The 15,213-nt window shown below is 64.7% G+C and carries 15 protein-coding genes; 9 read left to right on the top strand and 6 right to left on the bottom strand.

Annotated elements, in window-relative coordinates; all coding sequences use genetic code 11:
- Position 1: 1 nt before the first annotated feature.
- Positions 2-1,177 (bottom strand): two-component system sensor histidine kinase NtrB, encoded by a 1,176-nt coding sequence (locus tag UB31_RS07165; RefSeq protein ID WP_045007613.1) that lies wholly within the window; start codon positions 1,175-1,177, stop codon positions 2-4.
- Positions 1,174-2,175, bottom strand: coding sequence for a tRNA dihydrouridine synthase DusB (gene dusB, locus UB31_RS07170; protein ID WP_197090778.1), 1,002 nt, complete (start codon positions 2,173-2,175; stop codon positions 1,174-1,176). Before dusB ends, UB31_RS07165 begins: the two co-directional genes overlap by 4 nt.
- A 279-nt stretch (positions 2,176-2,454) precedes the next feature.
- On the opposite strand from dusB, the gene UB31_RS07175 reads away from it, so the two are divergent.
- Positions 2,455-3,636: a bifunctional 2-C-methyl-D-erythritol 4-phosphate cytidylyltransferase/2-C-methyl-D-erythritol 2,4-cyclodiphosphate synthase gene (locus UB31_RS07175; RefSeq protein WP_045010360.1), complete on the top strand. Its 1,182-nt coding sequence runs from the start codon at positions 2,455-2,457 to the stop codon at positions 3,634-3,636.
- 3 nt (positions 3,637-3,639) lie between these two features.
- The gene (locus UB31_RS07180; protein ID WP_045007294.1) at positions 3,640-4,251 is read left to right on the top strand and encodes a CinA family protein; all 612 of its coding nucleotides are present in this window, start codon (positions 3,640-3,642) and stop codon (positions 4,249-4,251) included.
- A 79-nt stretch (positions 4,252-4,330) separates the two neighbouring features.
- On the opposite strand, the gene UB31_RS07185 is transcribed toward UB31_RS07180, so the two are convergent.
- The gene (locus UB31_RS07185) at positions 4,331-4,510 is read right to left on the bottom strand and encodes a hypothetical protein (protein WP_045007612.1); all 180 of its coding nucleotides are present in this window, start codon (positions 4,508-4,510) and stop codon (positions 4,331-4,333) included.
- 435 nt (positions 4,511-4,945) lie between these two features.
- Here UB31_RS07185 and UB31_RS07190 point away from each other — a divergent pair, with 435 nt between their 5' ends.
- From UB31_RS07190 to UB31_RS07215, 6 genes are read left to right on the top strand one after another with little or no spacing between them, the layout of a single operon-like run.
- Positions 4,946-5,653, top strand: a complete 708-nt coding sequence (locus tag UB31_RS07190; protein WP_045010361.1) for a c-type cytochrome — start codon at positions 4,946-4,948, stop codon at positions 5,651-5,653.
- A gap of 11 nt (positions 5,654-5,664) precedes the next feature.
- Positions 5,665-6,915, top strand: a complete 1,251-nt coding sequence (locus UB31_RS07195; RefSeq protein ID WP_082078436.1) for a cytochrome c — start codon at positions 5,665-5,667, stop codon at positions 6,913-6,915.
- Between the two features lie 8 nt (positions 6,916-6,923).
- Complete coding sequence (locus UB31_RS42065; RefSeq protein ID WP_045007292.1) at positions 6,924-7,100, top strand: hypothetical protein; 177 nt, start codon at positions 6,924-6,926, stop codon at positions 7,098-7,100.
- A complete protein-coding gene (locus UB31_RS07205; protein ID WP_045010363.1) occupies positions 7,097-7,663 on the top strand; it encodes a cupredoxin domain-containing protein in 567 nt (188 codons plus the stop codon). The genes UB31_RS42065 and UB31_RS07205 overlap by 4 nt, the downstream gene beginning before the upstream one ends.
- A complete protein-coding gene (locus UB31_RS07210; RefSeq protein WP_045010364.1) occupies positions 7,650-9,272 on the top strand; it encodes a b(o/a)3-type cytochrome-c oxidase subunit 1 in 1,623 nt (540 codons plus the stop codon). Before UB31_RS07205 ends, UB31_RS07210 begins: the two co-directional genes overlap by 14 nt.
- Positions 9,272-10,087: a c-type cytochrome gene (locus UB31_RS07215; protein WP_045010365.1), complete on the top strand. Its 816-nt coding sequence runs from the start codon at positions 9,272-9,274 to the stop codon at positions 10,085-10,087. Before UB31_RS07210 ends, UB31_RS07215 begins: the two co-directional genes overlap by 1 nt.
- Here the strand turns inward: UB31_RS07215 and UB31_RS07220 are convergent, their stop codons facing one another.
- Both UB31_RS07220 and lipA read right to left on the bottom strand, forming a co-directional pair.
- On the bottom strand, positions 10,088-10,558 hold the full coding sequence (locus tag UB31_RS07220) for a type II toxin-antitoxin system RatA family toxin (protein ID WP_045010366.1): 471 nt from the start codon (positions 10,556-10,558) through the stop codon (positions 10,088-10,090).
- Between the two features lie 6 nt (positions 10,559-10,564).
- Positions 10,565-11,521 carry a lipoyl synthase gene (gene lipA, locus UB31_RS07225; RefSeq protein WP_045007287.1) on the bottom strand — a complete coding sequence of 319 codons (957 nt, stop codon included), beginning with the start codon at positions 11,519-11,521 and terminating at the stop codon, positions 10,565-10,567.
- 130 nt (positions 11,522-11,651) lie between these two features.
- On the opposite strand from lipA, the gene UB31_RS07230 reads away from it, so the two are divergent.
- A complete protein-coding gene (locus UB31_RS07230; protein ID WP_045010367.1) occupies positions 11,652-12,254 on the top strand; it encodes a DNA-3-methyladenine glycosylase in 603 nt (200 codons plus the stop codon).
- A gap of 2 nt (positions 12,255-12,256) precedes the next feature.
- On the opposite strand, the gene UB31_RS07235 is transcribed toward UB31_RS07230, so the two are convergent.
- Entirely contained in the window at positions 12,257-15,133 is a 2,877-nt protein-coding gene (locus tag UB31_RS07235) for a valine--tRNA ligase (RefSeq protein WP_045010368.1), read from the bottom strand.
- Positions 15,134-15,213 lie beyond the last annotated feature (80 nt).

Below are 15,213 nucleotides of genomic sequence, written 5' to 3' on the forward strand. Positions count from 1 at the left end.
CTCATTTTGCCCCCTGTGATGCAGACGACGACTTCCCGGCAGAGCCGTCGCGACTGCTGTGATCGGCATGTTTGACCGATGTCGAGTACATCGGCATCAGCACGCGGAAGGTGGTTTTGCGTGGCTGAGACTCGCATTCGATGATGCCCCCGTGATCGCCGACGATCTTTGCGACCAGCGCCAGGCCGAGACCGCTGCCGGTCTGCTTGGTGGTCACGAAGGGATCGAACAGGTTGGGCAGAAGATCGTCCGGCACGCCTGGTCCATTGTCCTTGACGCAGAATTCGAGCGGTAGGGATACCCGGGATTTTTGACCGGGGACTGACAGGCGCACGCCGGGGCGGAACGCGGTGGTGAGCTGGATCTCGCCGTCGGCGACATCGATCAGGGCTTCCGCGGCATTCTTCACCAGATTGAGGAACACCTGGATCAGCTGATCCTGGTTCGCGAGCACCGGCGGCAGCGAGGGATCGTAGTCTTCGATGAAGCGGATGTTGCGGGCAAAGCCGGACTGCGCCAGCCGCTTCACATGATCGAGCACGGAGTGGATGTTGACGGGACCGCGCACCACCGGCCGCTCATCACCGAACACCTCCATGCGGTCGACCAGCGTGACGATGCGGTCGGCCTCATCGCAGATCAGCCGCGTCAGCATGCGGTCTTCGGAGGAAGCCTGTTGCTCCAGCAGCTGTGCCGCGCCGCGGATGCCGGAAAGCGGGTTCTTGATCTCATGCGCAAGCATTGCTGCTAGCGCTATCACCGAGCGCGCGGCGCTGCGGTGGGTGAGCTGGCGGTCCATCTTGTCGGCGATGGTGCGCTCCTGGAGCATCACCACGATATGGCCCGGCCGCTCCGTGAGCGGGGCGACATGGAGATCGACCTGACGGTCGCCGCCCATGCGCGGCGTGCCGAGATCGACCTTGTATTCGTTGACCGGCGAGTTCGACGAGCGCACCTGGTCGATCAGCGCCAGCAAGGGGCTGCCGAACGGCACCAGTTCCTTCAGCGACTGCCGCTTCAGGAACTGCGTCGAGATCTCGAAAAAGGCTTCGGTGGCGATATTAGCGCCGACGATCTTGCCGTCCGGCCCGATCAGGAGCACGGGATTGGGCAAAGCGTCCAGGATCGCATCGCTGTCGGACAAAACAGGCCGACGATGTTCAGCAGCTGAGCTCATGCAGCAGCGCTCCATGCGAAGTCGTCGAAGGCATCTTGCAGTGAGTGGTGGACGAGGTGCGGATCTTCGGAGGTCAGAATCTTCTGGCGCCAGGCTTTCAGCTTCTCAGCCGGCGCACGGCTCACATCGGCGGCGACGTCGAGCGCCCAGCCGAGATGTTTGCGTGCATGCCTGAGGCCAACACGCAGGCCATAGAGCGCACAGACGCCCTCATAGAGGGTGCGGACATAATGGAGTTGGCTCTCGAGCGACGGAGTGGCTTCCGCCGCCCCGCCCTTGAGGCGGCGGCCGATCTGGCCGGGCAGCCAGGGCTGGCCTTGGGCGCCGCGGCCGATCATCACGGCATCGGCGCCGGACGCTTCGAGCGCTGCGAGCGCCTTCTCATACGACGTGATGTCGCCATTGACGACGAGGGGAATGGAGATGGCATCGCGCACCGCGCGGATCGCATCCCAATCGGCCTCGCCCTTGTAGAACTGGCAGCGGGTGCGGCCATGGACCGTGACGAGCTTGATGCCGGCGGCTTCGGCGCGACGTGCCAGCTCCGGCGCATTGCGGCTACGGTCGTCCCAGCCGAGCCGCATCTTCAGCGTGACCGGCACCTTCACCGCCGCGATCGTCGCCTCGATCAGGCTGACGGCATGGTCGAGGTCGCGCATGAGCGCCGAGCCGGACTGGCCGCCGGTGACGTGGCGGGCCGGACAGCCCATGTTGATGTCGATGATATCTGCGCCTTCGGCTTCGGCGATCCGCGCACCTTCCGCCATCCAGTGCGGCTCACAACCAGCGAGCTGAACTACATGCGGGCCAATTCCAGCCGCTTCGCATCGCAACCGCGACATCGGATGGCCGTTGACGAGATCATCGCTGGCAGTCATTTCGGACACGACCAGACCGGCCCCGAGCTCGGCTGCGAGCCGTCGGACAGGCGAGTCCGTCACCCCCGACATCGGTGCCAGGAAGACCGGGGTCGCGATTTCAATGTCGCCTATTTTCAACGGCTTAGAGCCTGATCTTGCCGGGCCGGTCACGGTGGTCTCGTTGACTTGGCAGGGCTTGATCGCGCTGCCATGACCTATCTTGCGCACAATTCTTGTGCAGTCAAGCGTCATGCCTACACTTTAGACAGTTCTGCAAATCTTTCAAGTGCGGTGCAGCAAAGTGCTGTTTCCCACAATCCGGGGAAACCCCCTTTTTTTGCGGGCCTGCCGTGCTAGAGGCATGCCGTCAATTACCCACTCCCCGACTGTTCACCATCAACTGAATATTTGAGTCCTATGGCGAAATCACAACGCACCGCAGTCGTTCTCGTCGCGGCTGGACGTGGCCTGCGCGCGGGTGCCGGCGGCCCGAAGCAATATCGCGAGATCGGTGGGCAGCCTGTGATCTTCCGCGCCATGGAAGCCTTCAGCCGTCATCCGGACGTGTTTGCCGTGCAGCCGGTGGTGAACCCTGACGACAGCGCCATGTTCACGGCAGCGGTCGCAGGGCTCAGCCACGAGCCGCCGACCAATGGCGGCGCCACCCGTCAGGCCTCGGTGCTCGCGGGTCTCGAAGCGCTCGCCAGGCACAAGCCGGACATCGTCCTGATCCACGACGCCGCGCGGCCCTTCGTCTCGCAGGGTCTGATCTCGCGCGCGATCGATGCGGCCAGCCGCACCGGCGCCGCGATCCCCGCCATTGCCGTGACCGACACCATCAAGCTCATCGGCGAAGGCGGCAATGTCGAGGACACGCCGGACCGTGCGCGGCTGCGCATCGCGCAGACGCCGCAATCCTTTCGTTTCGATGTCATCCTCGAAGCGCATCGTCGCGCGGCCAAGGACGGACGCAGCGATTTCACCGATGATGCCGCGATCGCCGAATGGGCGGGATTGACGGTTGCGACCTTTGAAGGCGATGTTGCCAACATGAAGCTCACCACTCCCGAAGATTTCGTGCGCGAGGAAGCGCGCCTGGCCAGCCTGCTCGGCGACATCAGGACCGGCACGGGCTATGACGTGCACGCCTTCGGCGAGGGCGACCACCTGATGATCTGCGGGGTGCGCGTGCCGCACACGAAAGGCTTTTTGGCTCATTCCGACGGCGATGTGGGCCTGCATGCGCTGGTTGACGCCATTCTCGGCGCGCTGGCCGACGGCGACATCGGCTCGCACTTTCCGCCGAGCGATGCGAAGTGGAAGGGCGCCTCCTCCGACCAGTTCCTGAAATACGCCATCGAGCGTGTGACCGCACGTGGCGGCCGAGTCGCCAATCTCGAAGTGACCATGATCTGCGAGCGGCCGAAGATCGGCCCGTTGCGCGACACCATGCGCGCGCGCATTGCCGAGATTTCCGGCGTCGACATCTCCCGCGTCGCGGTGAAGGCGACGACCAGCGAGCGGCTGGGCTTCACCGGCCGCGAGGAAGGCATCGCGGCCACCGCGAGCGCCACCATTCGCCTTCCCTGGGGTGTCTAGGCCATGGCCGGCAGCGACGCACGCGCCCTCTCCCGCTCGCTGCTCGATTTGTGCCGCATGCGGAAGCTGACGATCGCGACCGCTGAGTCCTGCACCGGCGGACTTGTCGCCGGCGCGCTGACCGACATCCCCGGTTCATCCGATGTGATCGACCGCGGCTTCGTCACCTATTCCAACGATGCCAAGCGCGCCATGCTCGGCGTCGAGGCCAGCACGCTGACGAATTTCGGCGCTGTCAGCAAGGAAACCGCGACCGCCATGGCGGTCGGTGCGCTGGAGCGCGCCGGCGTCGATCTTGCGGTAGCCATCACCGGCATTGCCGGCCCCGGCGGCGCCACGCCCGGCAAGCCGGTCGGGCTCGTGCATTTCGCCGTCGCCGCGCGCGATGGCCGCATCGTCCACCGCGAGCAGCGCTTTGGCGCGATCGGCCGCTCTGCCGTGCGCGCCCGCTCCGTGGTCGAGGCGCTGCGCATGCTGATGGATCTCGCCCGCGGCCCGCAAGCCCAGGTCAAGCCGCGCCGTGCTGCCGCCGCAACCCGCCTGCGCCCGCGCGTGACGCGGACGCCGAGACGGCACGCTGCAAAGCGCAGGCCGCCGCGGTCGCCGCGAGGCTGAAGCGCCTCGCACCGTCGCAAGCCACGCACTTGCATGACCGGGCGCGCGGCTTGACCGCATCGGCGTTGCGGTGTCCCGATCATTGTTGCGTCTGCGTGATCCGATACATGACAGGGAGCTTTTGCTCGATCGCCTTCGCAAGCACCGTTCCCGTGGTCCGGCCGAGCTCCTTTGCGATCATCGTGATCGGCTTGGTGCCCGCGAGTGTCTTCAGCCTCCTGAGGTCTTCCTCACTCCACGATTGCTTCCAGCGTGCCATGTCCCCTGGTCCCGCCATACAAGCCCCCGCGCCCGACTCGTATTGTAGTTGATCAGCACCAGACATGCAGCCGTTCTACGTGTGCCGCCGATGGCAAGGGGTGTTCTGTCAGCACATCGTATTTTGGCACAAACTGCACTTGTCACTCCCGGGAGCGCCGAGTTCAAATTGACGGTTGTGCGTAGAGCTTGCGATGCCGTCGCCAGCTACGTTTCCTTATGCTGCGCCGAGTGAGAAGCGCCGCGAGACCACGACGTCGCACTTGCTTTTCAAATTGCACGCAGATTTGTCGAAATCGATCATGATCTGCGAGGCCGCGGCGCGACCAAACGTCTTTGTTCCCTTCAGAGCTTCTGCACGCCTATACTGGCGCAACAACGCCGCTTTACGTTGTGGCCAGGAATCAACCGGCCCAGCCCTCTGGAGGGCGACACTGTGTTCGCTCGTACCGTAGCTTCACTCGCTGCCATCGCCACCTTCGTCGCTATTGATGGTGCGGCCGCCCAAACGGCCAACCAGCCGCCGGACACGATGGCGGCGCGGGTGGAGGCCTGCACGCCCTGTCACGGCAACAAGGGCGAAGGCACCAGCGACGTCTACTTTCCACGTCTCGCCGGCAAGCCGGCCGGCTATCTCTACAACCAGCTCCTCGCCTTCCGCAGTGGCCGGCGCAAATACCCGCCGATGAACTATCTGCTGGAGTTTCTGCCCGATCCGTATCTCGAGGCGATGGCCGAGTATTTTGCCAGCGAGCATCCCCCGCTGCCGCAGCCGGCGCCGAGCGAGGTCAGCAAGGACGTGTTGGCGCAGGGCGAGCTGCTCGCCACCAGCGGCGATGCGAACCGCAACATTCCAGCCTGTGTGAGCTGCCACGGCCCGGAGCTGACGGGCATGCAGCCCGGCATCCCCGGCCTGCTCGGCTTGCGCGCCGCTTACGTCAGCGCCCAGCTCGGCGCCTGGCGCTACGGCACCCGCACGGCGAAGTCGCCCGACTGCATGCAGCTCGTCGCTGGCCACCTGACCGAGGCCGACGTCACCGCAGTCGCGGCCTGGCTCGCGACGCGCCCGGCGCCTACCAACCCGGTCCCCGTACCGAAAGGCACCTACGCGCTGCCGTTCGGCTGCGGCAGCCAGCCGAATTGATGAGGCGGATGATGGGCTTGAGACTGTCGATCACGCTCCTCGCTCTCGCCGCACTCACGACGGCTGTCCAAGCGCAGGACAAAACAAGCGACAAGACCAGCGATATCATCGCGCGCGGCGAATACCTCGCCCGCGCCGGCGACTGCACCGCCTGCCACACCGCGTCGGAAGGCCGCCTGTTCGCTGGCGGACGCCCCATGCCGACCCCGTTCGGCACGATCTACACCTCCAACATCACGCCGGATTCGGAGACGGGGATCGGTAAATGGAGCGCCGACGACTTCTACCGGACCATGCACAATGGCCGCTTCCCGGACGGCGGGCTGATCTATCCGGCGATGCCGTTTGCGTCCTACACCAAGGTCACGCGCGCCGACAGCGATGCGATCTTCGCCTATCTGCGCTCGATTCAGCCTGTGAACCAGAAGAACAAGCCGCACGAGCTGCGCTTCCCCTATGACAACCGCCAGCTCATCCTTGGCTGGCGCACGCTGTTCTTCAGCGAGGGCGAGTTCAAGCCGGACGCATCCAAATCGGCCGAATGGAATCGCGGGGCCTATCTGGTCGAGGGCCTCGGCCATTGCGGCATGTGCCATTCGCCGATCAACGCGCTCGGCGGCACCTCGCAATCGGACGCCTTCAAGGGCGGCCTGATCCCGATGCAGAACTGGTACGCGCCGTCCCTCACCTCCAATCGCGAGGCGGGGCTCGGCGACTGGAGCATCAAGGACATCACCGATCTGCTCCAGACCGGTGTCTCCACGCGTGGCGTCGTTTACGGCCCGATGGCCGAGGTCGTGCACAACAGCCTGCAATATCTCAACAACGAGGACACCAGGGCGATGGCGGTGTACCTCAAGGGTATCGCAGAGGCCTCGGCTCCGCCGCCGCCGAGCTCGGCGCTGCCGACCACCGAGAGCAGCCTGCTGATCAGCCTCGGCAAGACCGTCTACGACAAGAATTGCGCGAGCTGTCATGGCACGCAGGGCGAAGGCAGGCCGCCGCATTGGCCGCCGCTCGCCAACAACCAGTCGATCGAGATGCAGTCCGCGGTCAATCCGATCCGCATGGTGCTCAATGGCGGCTATCCGCCGGGCACCAAGGGCAATCCGATGCCCTACGGCATGCCGCCCTTCGCTGGCCTCCTGTCCGACAACGAGGTCGCCGCCGTCGTCTCCTACATCCGCACCGCCTGGGGCAATCGCGGCACGCCGGTCTCGGCGCGCGAGGCCAACGAGCTGCGCTCCGCACCGCTGAACTGAGAGGCGCCATGTTCAATTCCGACCCGCCGACCAGCCCCGCTGCCGCCGATCAGGCCGTCGAGGAGGTCGTAGCCCAGGGCCCGTCCGGTGCCATTGCAGTCGCCGGCATCGCCACGGCCTGCGTGGTCGCGATGTGGTTTGCATTCTATCTGTTCGTCTTCCTGCCGCGCGGGTCGCTGCAATGAGCGCTCAGGAGGACGGTCATCGCAGCGCCGAGGTCGCTGCCCGCGTCGAGCGGCGCTGGGCCACCATCGCTGTGATCATCGTCGTGATGATGGCGTTGCTGGCGGCGTTCGCCGGCATTCATCGCGCGACCATGCCGCAGCCGCGCGTCGAGACGACCGATCCGTCGCGGCTGCATCTGGCGGGCGAATTCGTTGAGAGCAATCTCGGCAGCGTGTTGGAGGCTAACGGCGCCGTGATCGTGCGCGCGATCGGCCAGCAATATTCCTTCACGCCGGCCTGCATCGTGGTGCCCGTCGATACGCCGATCACGCTGCGCGCCACCAGCGCCGACGTCGTGCACGGCATCCTGATTCAGGGCACCAACGTCAACACCATGCTGGTGCCCGGCTACATCTCCGAGCAGCTCATGCGCTTTACCAGGACCGGCGACTATCTGATGCCCTGCCAGGAGTTTTGCTCCTTCGGGCATGAGGGCATGTGGGGCAAGGTCCGGGTGATCGACAAGGCCGACTTCGCCAATCGCGCGAAGGGCGGCGGGAGGCTGAGCTGTGTTGGCCAATAGGAAGCTCATCCTCGCGCATTTCTGGTTTGCCTTCTCGGTGTTCGGCGTCGCACTCACGCTCGGCGCCTGGCAGATGTTCATCCGCAGCCCGATCGGCACATGGCTGTCCAATCCCGAACTCTATTACCGTTCGCTGACCGCGCACGGCACGGTGATGGGCTACGTGTTCCCGACCCTGGTCGCGATGGGGTTTGGCTATGCCATCAGCGAGGCCGCGCTGGAGCAGCGCCTGGTCGGGGTGCGCTGGGCCTGGGCCGGGTTCTGGCTGATCGTCCTCGGCAGCGTCATGGCGATCATCCCAATCGCGCTCGGCCGCGCCTCGGTGCTCTACACATTTTATCCGCCGCTGATCGGCAGCCCGTTCTATTACATCGGCGTCGTGCTGGTCGTGGTCGGCTCCTGGATCTGGGTCGCGCTGATGGCGATCAATCTACGAGTCTGGCGCAAGGCCCATCCCGGTGCACCGGTGCCGCTCGCGATGTTCGCCAATGTCGCCGGCTCCTATCTGTGGGCCTGGACCGCGGTCGGTGCGGCGCTCGAGCTGTTGTTGCAGATCATCCCGGTGTCGGTCGGGCTGAAGGCGACCATCGACGCCGGTCTTGCCCGCGTCTTCTTCTCCTGGACGCTGCACGCCATCGTCTATTTCTGGCTGATGCCGACTTACATCGCCTATTACACCATCGTGCCGCGCGCGATCGGCGGCAGGGTCTATTCCGACACGATGGCGCGGATTTCCTTCATCCTGTTCCTGGTGGTGGCGATGCCGATCGGCATGCATCACACCTTCGCCGATCCGCAGGTCGGCGCCGGCTTCAAGTTCATCCATTCGGCCTTTACGGCGCTGGTTGCGCTGCCGACGCTGCTGACGGTCTTCACGATCTGCGCCTCGGTCGAGATCGCCGCGCGGCTGCGCGGCGGCCGTGGGATGTTCGGCTGGATCAGAGCGCTGCCCTGGGACAATCCGATGATGCTGGCGCTCGCCTTCTCCTTCGTGATGCTCGGCCTCGGCGGCGCCGGCGGCCTCATCAACATGAGCTATCAGCTCGATGCTTCCATCCACAACACGCAGTGGATCACCGGCCATTTCCACCTGATCTTCGGCGGCGCCATCGTCATCATGTACTTTGCGATCGCCTATGATCTGTGGCCGCATTTGACGGGCCGCGAGCTGATCGATCTCCGTCTGATCCGCACCCAGCTCTGGCTGTGGTTCATCGGCATGATCGTCACGACGTTCCCCTGGCATTGGGTCGGTATTTTGGGCATGCCGCGCCGCATGGCCTATTTCGACTTCGGCCATCCCGCCATCGCGCCGCAGGCGCTCTCGGTGACATTCTCGGCGTTCGGCGGCTTCATCCTGCTGACCTCGGGCCTGCTGTTCCTGGTCATCCTGGCCCGCGGCATGCGCGCGCCGCAGGCTGATGCCGGACCGTACCGCTTTGCGATCGCCGTGCACCAGCCGGCGACCGTGCCGGTCGCGCTCAATACGCATGCCCTATGGGTGGCGCTGATGATCGTGCTCACCATCACCAATTACGGCTATCCGATCCTGACGCTGGCGTTGACCGAGGGCACGTCGGTGCCGGCCGTCTATGTGGGAGCGCAGTGATGAGCGCGCGCGACCTCTTCACCTTCCGCAATCGCCATTTCACCGCGGGCGTCGGCATCATCGCCGCAATGCTCATCGTGACGGCGATTGCCGGCTTCATCGTGCTGCCGTTCGCGCAGCCCTGGGTTCAGTTCGCCAATTTCTGGGACGCGATCTGTAGCGCCGCCGGCGTGCCGCAACGCGCGGCAAACGTGACGGCGCCCGAACAGACAAAACGCCTGTCGGAGGTCGTGCTGACCTCGCACACACTGTCGCGCCCGAGCCAGGAGGCGATCGGCCGTGGCGCCACCCTCGCCCAGCGCTGCGCAATCTGCCATGGCCCGACCGGCATCAGCCGCGCGGACTCGCCAAACCTCGCCGGCCAGTATGCGGCCGTGATCTACAAGGAGCTGCACGATTTCCGATCCGGCGCGCGCACCAACGCGGTGATGTCGCCGTTTGCGGTGAATTTGACGGACGAAGAGATCGCCGATCTCTCGAACTACTACGCCTATCTGCCGCGGCTTCCGGCCTATCACCCGACACCGCAACTGCCCAAGCCCAACATCGTCATCTATGGCGCACCGATGCGCGGGATTGCGCCCTGCGGCGCGTGCCACGGCAGTCTCGACAACAAGACCGGCAGCCCGTGGCTCGAAGGCCAGTCCGAGGCCTATATGAAGGCCCAGCTCGAGGCCTTTGCCGGCGGCGAGCGGCGCAACGACATCAGTCAGCAGATGCGCAATATCGCACGCGCGCTGACCCCGCAGGAGATCGAAGCGGCCGCGGCGTATTACGCCTCGCAGCCGCCGGATATCGTGAAGGCGGTGGATTGATCAGGTCGACGCCAGCTTCGGCCGGCCGTAGACCGCATCCGCGCGTTTTTCGAACGCGGTGGAGAAGCGCGCAAACGCTGCGTCGAACATCGAGCCCATCAGCAGCGCCAGCATGCGGCTCTTGAACTCATAGGCGAGGAAGAAGCCGACGTCGCAGACATCATCGCCTTTGGGCTCGAAGGTCCAACGGTTCTCGAGATTACTGAACGGACCTTGCAGATATTCGACCAGGATTTTCAGGTTGGCGCGATCGAGCGTCACCCGGCTGGTGAAGGATTCCTTGACCAGCTTGAACGACACCGTCATGTCGGCGACCAGCACCTCGGTGCCGTCGGGCTTCGGCATGCGCTGACGGATCTTCAGCGCGCTGCATAGCGGCACGAATTCCGGATAGCGCTCGACATCAGCGACCAGATCAAACATCTCGGATGCGCTGTGATGGACACGGCGCTTGCTCGAAAATTTAGGCATAGCGGTTCAGCGGGCGGTCGCGGCCCGTGCGGCCTTCAATCTTGCGAAATCCTCGCCGGCATGATGCGACGAACGGGTGAGCGGGCTCGCCGACACCATCAGGAAGCCCTTGGTGTAGGCGACCTTCTCATAGGACGAAAACTCATCCGGCGGCACATAGCGCATCACCGCGTGGTGCTTGCGGGTCGGCTGGAGGTATTGTCCGATGGTGAGGAAGTCGACGTCGCCAGAGCGCAGATCGTCCATCACCTGCTGCACCTCGTGGCGCTCCTCGCCGAGGCCGACCATGATGCCGGATTTGGTGAAAATCGCGGGATCGAGCTCCTTGACCCGCTGCAACAGCCGGATCGAGTGGAAGTAGCGCGCGCCGGGCCGCACCGTCAGGTAACGCGACGGCACGGTCTCGAGATTGTGGTTGAAGACGTCGGGCTTGGCGGCCACGACAACCTCCAGCGCGCCCTCCTTGCGCAGGAAGTCGGGCGTCAAAATCTCGATCGTGGTCGAGGGGCACGCAACCCGGATGGCACGGATGGTCTGGGCAAAATGCTCGGCGCCGCCGTCAGCGAGATCGTCGCGATCGACGGACGTGATGACGACATGGGCAAGGCCCAGCTTGGCCACGGCCTCGGCGACGTTGTGCGGCTCGGCTGCGTCCAGCGCATTCGGCATGCCGGTCTTGACGTTGCAGAAGGCGCAGGCCCGGGTGCAGGTGTCACCCATGATCATGAAGGTCGCGTGCTTCTTGTCCCAGCACTCGCCGATATTCGGGCAGCCCGCCTCCTCGCATACCGTGTGCAGGCCGTTGGCGCGCACGATGTTGCGCGTGTCGGCATAGCCGCGGGTGTTGGGCGCGCGCACGCGGATCCAGTCCGGCTTCGGCGGCGAAGCGGAGTCGGGGCGATTCACCTTTTCGGGGTGACGCGGGCGCAGCGGGTTCGAGATGGTGTCGACAATAACGACCATGGGGTGTCCGGTCTGTTCAGGTCCTACCTAATCGGTCTCGCTCGCCATCGCAACCCGGCTCGCGCCGCTTCAGGGAACATGGCAGATATGGGCAATATCTTGCTCTGTTCTCAAGCGATTCTCATCTCGAATGGCTCCAGCATCGAACGGCTCCAAACCGCGGCTCGGCAAGGCCCTGAAGCGTGCCTTTTTCGGACGCAGCGTCCACGAGGTCGCGCCCGACCTGATCGGCGCCACCCTGCTGGTCGACGGCGTCGGCGGCCTCATCGTCGAGGTCGAGGCCTATCATCATACCGAGCCGGCGGCGCACTCCTACAATGGCCCGACGCCGCGGAACCAGGTGATGTTCGGCCCGCCCGGCTACGTCTATGTCTACCGCTCCTACGGCATCCACTGGTGCATCAACTTCGTCTGCGAGGAGGAAGGTTCGGCCGCCGCCGTGCTGATCCGCGCCCTGGAGCCGACCCATGGCATCGCCAAAATGCGCCGCCGCCGTCACGCGGTCGATGTGCATGCGCTCTGCTCGGGCCCGGGCAAGCTGACGGAAGCGCTCGGCATCACCATCGCCCACAACGCCCTGCCGCTGGATCGGCCGCCGATTGCGCTGCATGCGCGGACGGAGGACGTGGAGGTCGCGACGGGCATCCGGATCGGCCTCACCAAGGCGGTCGAGCTGCCCTGGCGCTATGGCGTCAAGGGCTCGAAATTTTTGAGCAAGCCGTTTCCGAAATAGGCCTACGACGCCTGCTTCAGCCGTTCCATCGCCTCCAGCAGCTTGGCCTTGCGCCCCAGCGCGGCCTCGCGTTTTTCGCGCTCCTCCTCGACGACCTCCTCGGCCGCGTTGGCGACGAATTTCTCGTTGGCGAGCTTGGACTCGGCGCGCTTGATGTCGGCATCGGCCTTGCCGATTTCCTTGTCGAGACGCGTGCGCTCGGCGGCGACGTCGATCACGCCCTTCAGCGGCAATGCGGCCACTTCGCCGCGCACGAGAAGCTGAACCGCACCGTCAGGCGCGCGATCGGCGAAGGAGATGTCGGAGAGCCGCGCCATCCGTTTGACGACGTCAGTCCAGCGCGGCGCCCGTTCCTTGGTCTCGGCCGAGGCCCCCGCGAGCACCAGCGCGGTCAGCGTTGCCGGCGCGATGTTCATCTCGGCGCGCACCGAACGGATCTGCGTGACGAGATCGATCACCCAGCCGATCTCGGCTTCAGCCTTGGGATCGGTGAAATCGGCATGATCGAAGATCGGCATGACCAACATCGGCGAGATGAGCGGATCGGTCGGTCCGACCGCTGCGGCGAGCATGGCGAGTTGCTCCGGCGTCGGCACGTCCGGCTTCAGCGGCCATGGCGCCAGCGCGAGCAAGCCGTCGCGCTTGGCGGTGACCTCCCACAGCTCTTCGGTGATGAAGGGCATGAAGGGATGCAGGAGCTTCAGCACCTCGTCGCGCGCCCACGCAACCATGGCGCGGGTCTCGGCCTTGAGCGGGCCGTCTGCCCCGAGCAGCGCAGGCTTTGCGAGTTCGACATACCAGTCGCAATAGACGTTTAGGACGAACCGGTACATTACGCTCGCCGCATCGTTGAAGCTGTGAGCTTCAAGAGCCTGCGTCACCTCGCGAGTGGCCTCCGCAGTCTTGTGTGCGATCCAGCGATTCAGCGGCTCCTTCGCCTTCGCCGGCTCAAAGCCTTCGGGCAAGATGCAATCGTTCATCTCCGCGAAGCGACAGGCGTTCCAGAGCTTGGTCGCAAAATTGCGATTGATCTCGACGAGTTGCGACGACAGCTTGATGTCATGCGTATGGGCCGCCTCGCGTGCCAACGCAAAGCGGAGTGCGTCAGCGCCGTACTCGTCAATGAGGTTGAGCGGATCGATGACGTTGCCTTTCGACTTCGACATCTTGGCGCCCTTCTCGTCGCGAACGAGACGATGAATGTAGACGGTCGAAAACGGCGGCTCCTTCATGAAGTGAAGGCCCATCATCATCATTCGGGCCACCCAGAAGAAGATGATGTCCCAGCCCGTGACCAGCACATTGGTCGGGTAGTAGCGCTTCACTTCCGGCGTGTCGTCGGGCCAGCCGAGCGTCGAGAACGGCCACAGCGCCGAGGAGAACCAGGTGTCGAGCACGTCCTCGTCGCGGGTGATGAAGCCCTCGCGCTTGTTGCGGTCGAGCGCCATCTCGCGCCCCTGCTCGACCGTGATCACTTCCTGCTCGACGTAATAGCCGAGCGCGTGGCTGACGGCCTCCTCCTCGGTCTCGGCGACGAAGACCTTGCCGTCCGGACCGTACCAGGCCGGGATCTGATGGCCCCACCAGAGCTGGCGCGAGATGCACCAGGGCTGGATGTTCTCCATCCACTCGAAGTACGTCTTCTCCCAGTTCTTCGGCACGAAAGTGGTTTCGCCCGAGCGCACCGCCGCGATCGCGGGTTTTGCGAGTGTCTTTGCGTCAACGTACCACTGGTCGGTCAGGTACGGCTCGATCACGCTATTCGAGCGATCGCCATGCGGCACCATGTTGGTGTGCGGCTCGATGCGCTCGACGAAGCCGAAATTCTCCAACCGCTCGACGATGCGCTTGCGCGCGGCGAAACGGTCGACGCCGTGCAATTCCTCGGCGAGTTGCGACGCACCCTCAGGCAGGTCGCGCAGATAATCCTCGTTATCTAGGAGATCGAGGCAGCCTTCCTTGTCGAGCACGCTGATGCGGCGCAGGCCGTGGCGATTGCCGACCTCGAAATCGTTGAAGTCATGCGCCGGCGTCACCTTCACCGCGCCCGAGCCCTTCTCGGGATCGGAATAGTCGTCGGCGACGATCTTCACCTTGCGGCCGACCAGCGGCAGGATGATGTGCTTGCCGACCAGCTTCTGATAGCGCTCGTCGTCCGGATGCACGGCCACGCCGGTGTCACCGAGCATGGTCTCGGGGCGTGTGGTGGCGACGACGATGAAGCTCGAGGGATCCTCGGGGCTGAACGCTTTGCCCTCGATCGGATAGCGCAGATACCAGAGGCTGCCCTTGACCTCGGTCTGCTGCACCTCGAGATCGGAGATCGCGGTCAGCAGCTTGGTGTCCCAGTTCACCAGCCGCTTGTCCTTGTAGATCAGGCCGTCGCGGTGCAATTCGACGAACACCTTGACGACGGCCTTCGACAGGCCCTCGTCCATGGTGAAGCGCTCGCGCGACCAGTCGCAGGAGGCGCCGAGCCGCTTGAGCTGGTTGATGATGGTGTCGCCGCTCTCGGCCTTCCACTGCCAGACCCGCTCCAGAAACTTCTCGCGGCCCATCTCGCGGCGGCCGGGCTGCTGGCGCTCCATCAACTGGCGCTCGACCACCATCTGGGTGGCGATGCCGGCATGGTCGGTACCGGGCTGCCACAGCACGTCGCGGCCGCGCATGCGTTCGAACCGGCACAGGATGTCCTGGAGCGTGTTGTTGAGGGCGTGGCCCATGTGCAGCGAGCCCGTCACATTCGGCGGCGGGATCACGATGGTAAAGGGCACTGCATCGCGGCGGTCGGGGCGGCCGGCCTTGAAGGCAAGGCTGTCCTCCCACACAACAGACATGCGGGCTTCGATATCGGCGGGCTGGTAATTTTTCTCGATCATGGGGCTGCTAGAAAGCCGCGTGCGGGGTTCAAGTCAACGGAAAGCTCAGCGGCAAAAGGGCTTTCCGACCCGACCGGCCA

It is taken from the genome of Bradyrhizobium sp. LTSP849, assembly GCF_000938255.1.
Classification (GTDB): Bacteria; Pseudomonadota; Alphaproteobacteria; order Rhizobiales; family Xanthobacteraceae; genus Bradyrhizobium.

What these genes read in the sequence shown, in the direction of transcription:
- UB31_RS07220 (WP_045010366.1), bottom strand. Translation starts at nt 10,558, where the DNA reads ATGCCTAAATTTTCGAGCAAGCGCCGTGTCCATCACAGCGCATCCGAG.
- UB31_RS07230 (WP_045010367.1), top strand. Translation starts at nt 11,652, where the DNA reads ATGGCTCCAGCATCGAACGGCTCCAAACCGCGGCTCGGCAAGGCCCTG.
- UB31_RS07175 (WP_045010360.1), top strand. Translation starts at nt 2,455, where the DNA reads ATGGCGAAATCACAACGCACCGCAGTCGTTCTCGTCGCGGCTGGACGT.
- UB31_RS07180 (WP_045007294.1), top strand. Translation starts at nt 3,640, where the DNA reads ATGGCCGGCAGCGACGCACGCGCCCTCTCCCGCTCGCTGCTCGATTTG.
- UB31_RS07185 (WP_045007612.1), bottom strand. Translation starts at nt 4,510, where the DNA reads ATGGCACGCTGGAAGCAATCGTGGAGTGAGGAAGACCTCAGGAGGCTG.
- UB31_RS42065 (WP_045007292.1), top strand. Translation starts at nt 6,924, where the DNA reads ATGTTCAATTCCGACCCGCCGACCAGCCCCGCTGCCGCCGATCAGGCC.
- lipA (WP_045007287.1), bottom strand. Translation starts at nt 11,521, where the DNA reads ATGGTCGTTATTGTCGACACCATCTCGAACCCGCTGCGCCCGCGTCAC.
- UB31_RS07165 (WP_045007613.1), bottom strand. Translation starts at nt 1,177, where the DNA reads ATGAGCTCAGCTGCTGAACATCGTCGGCCTGTTTTGTCCGACAGCGAT.
- UB31_RS07235 (WP_045010368.1), bottom strand. Translation starts at nt 15,133, where the DNA reads ATGATCGAGAAAAATTACCAGCCCGCCGATATCGAAGCCCGCATGTCT.
- UB31_RS07195 (WP_082078436.1), top strand. Translation starts at nt 5,665, where the DNA reads ATGGGCTTGAGACTGTCGATCACGCTCCTCGCTCTCGCCGCACTCACG.
- UB31_RS07215 (WP_045010365.1), top strand. Translation starts at nt 9,272, where the DNA reads ATGAGCGCGCGCGACCTCTTCACCTTCCGCAATCGCCATTTCACCGCG.
- UB31_RS07205 (WP_045010363.1), top strand. Translation starts at nt 7,097, where the DNA reads ATGAGCGCTCAGGAGGACGGTCATCGCAGCGCCGAGGTCGCTGCCCGC.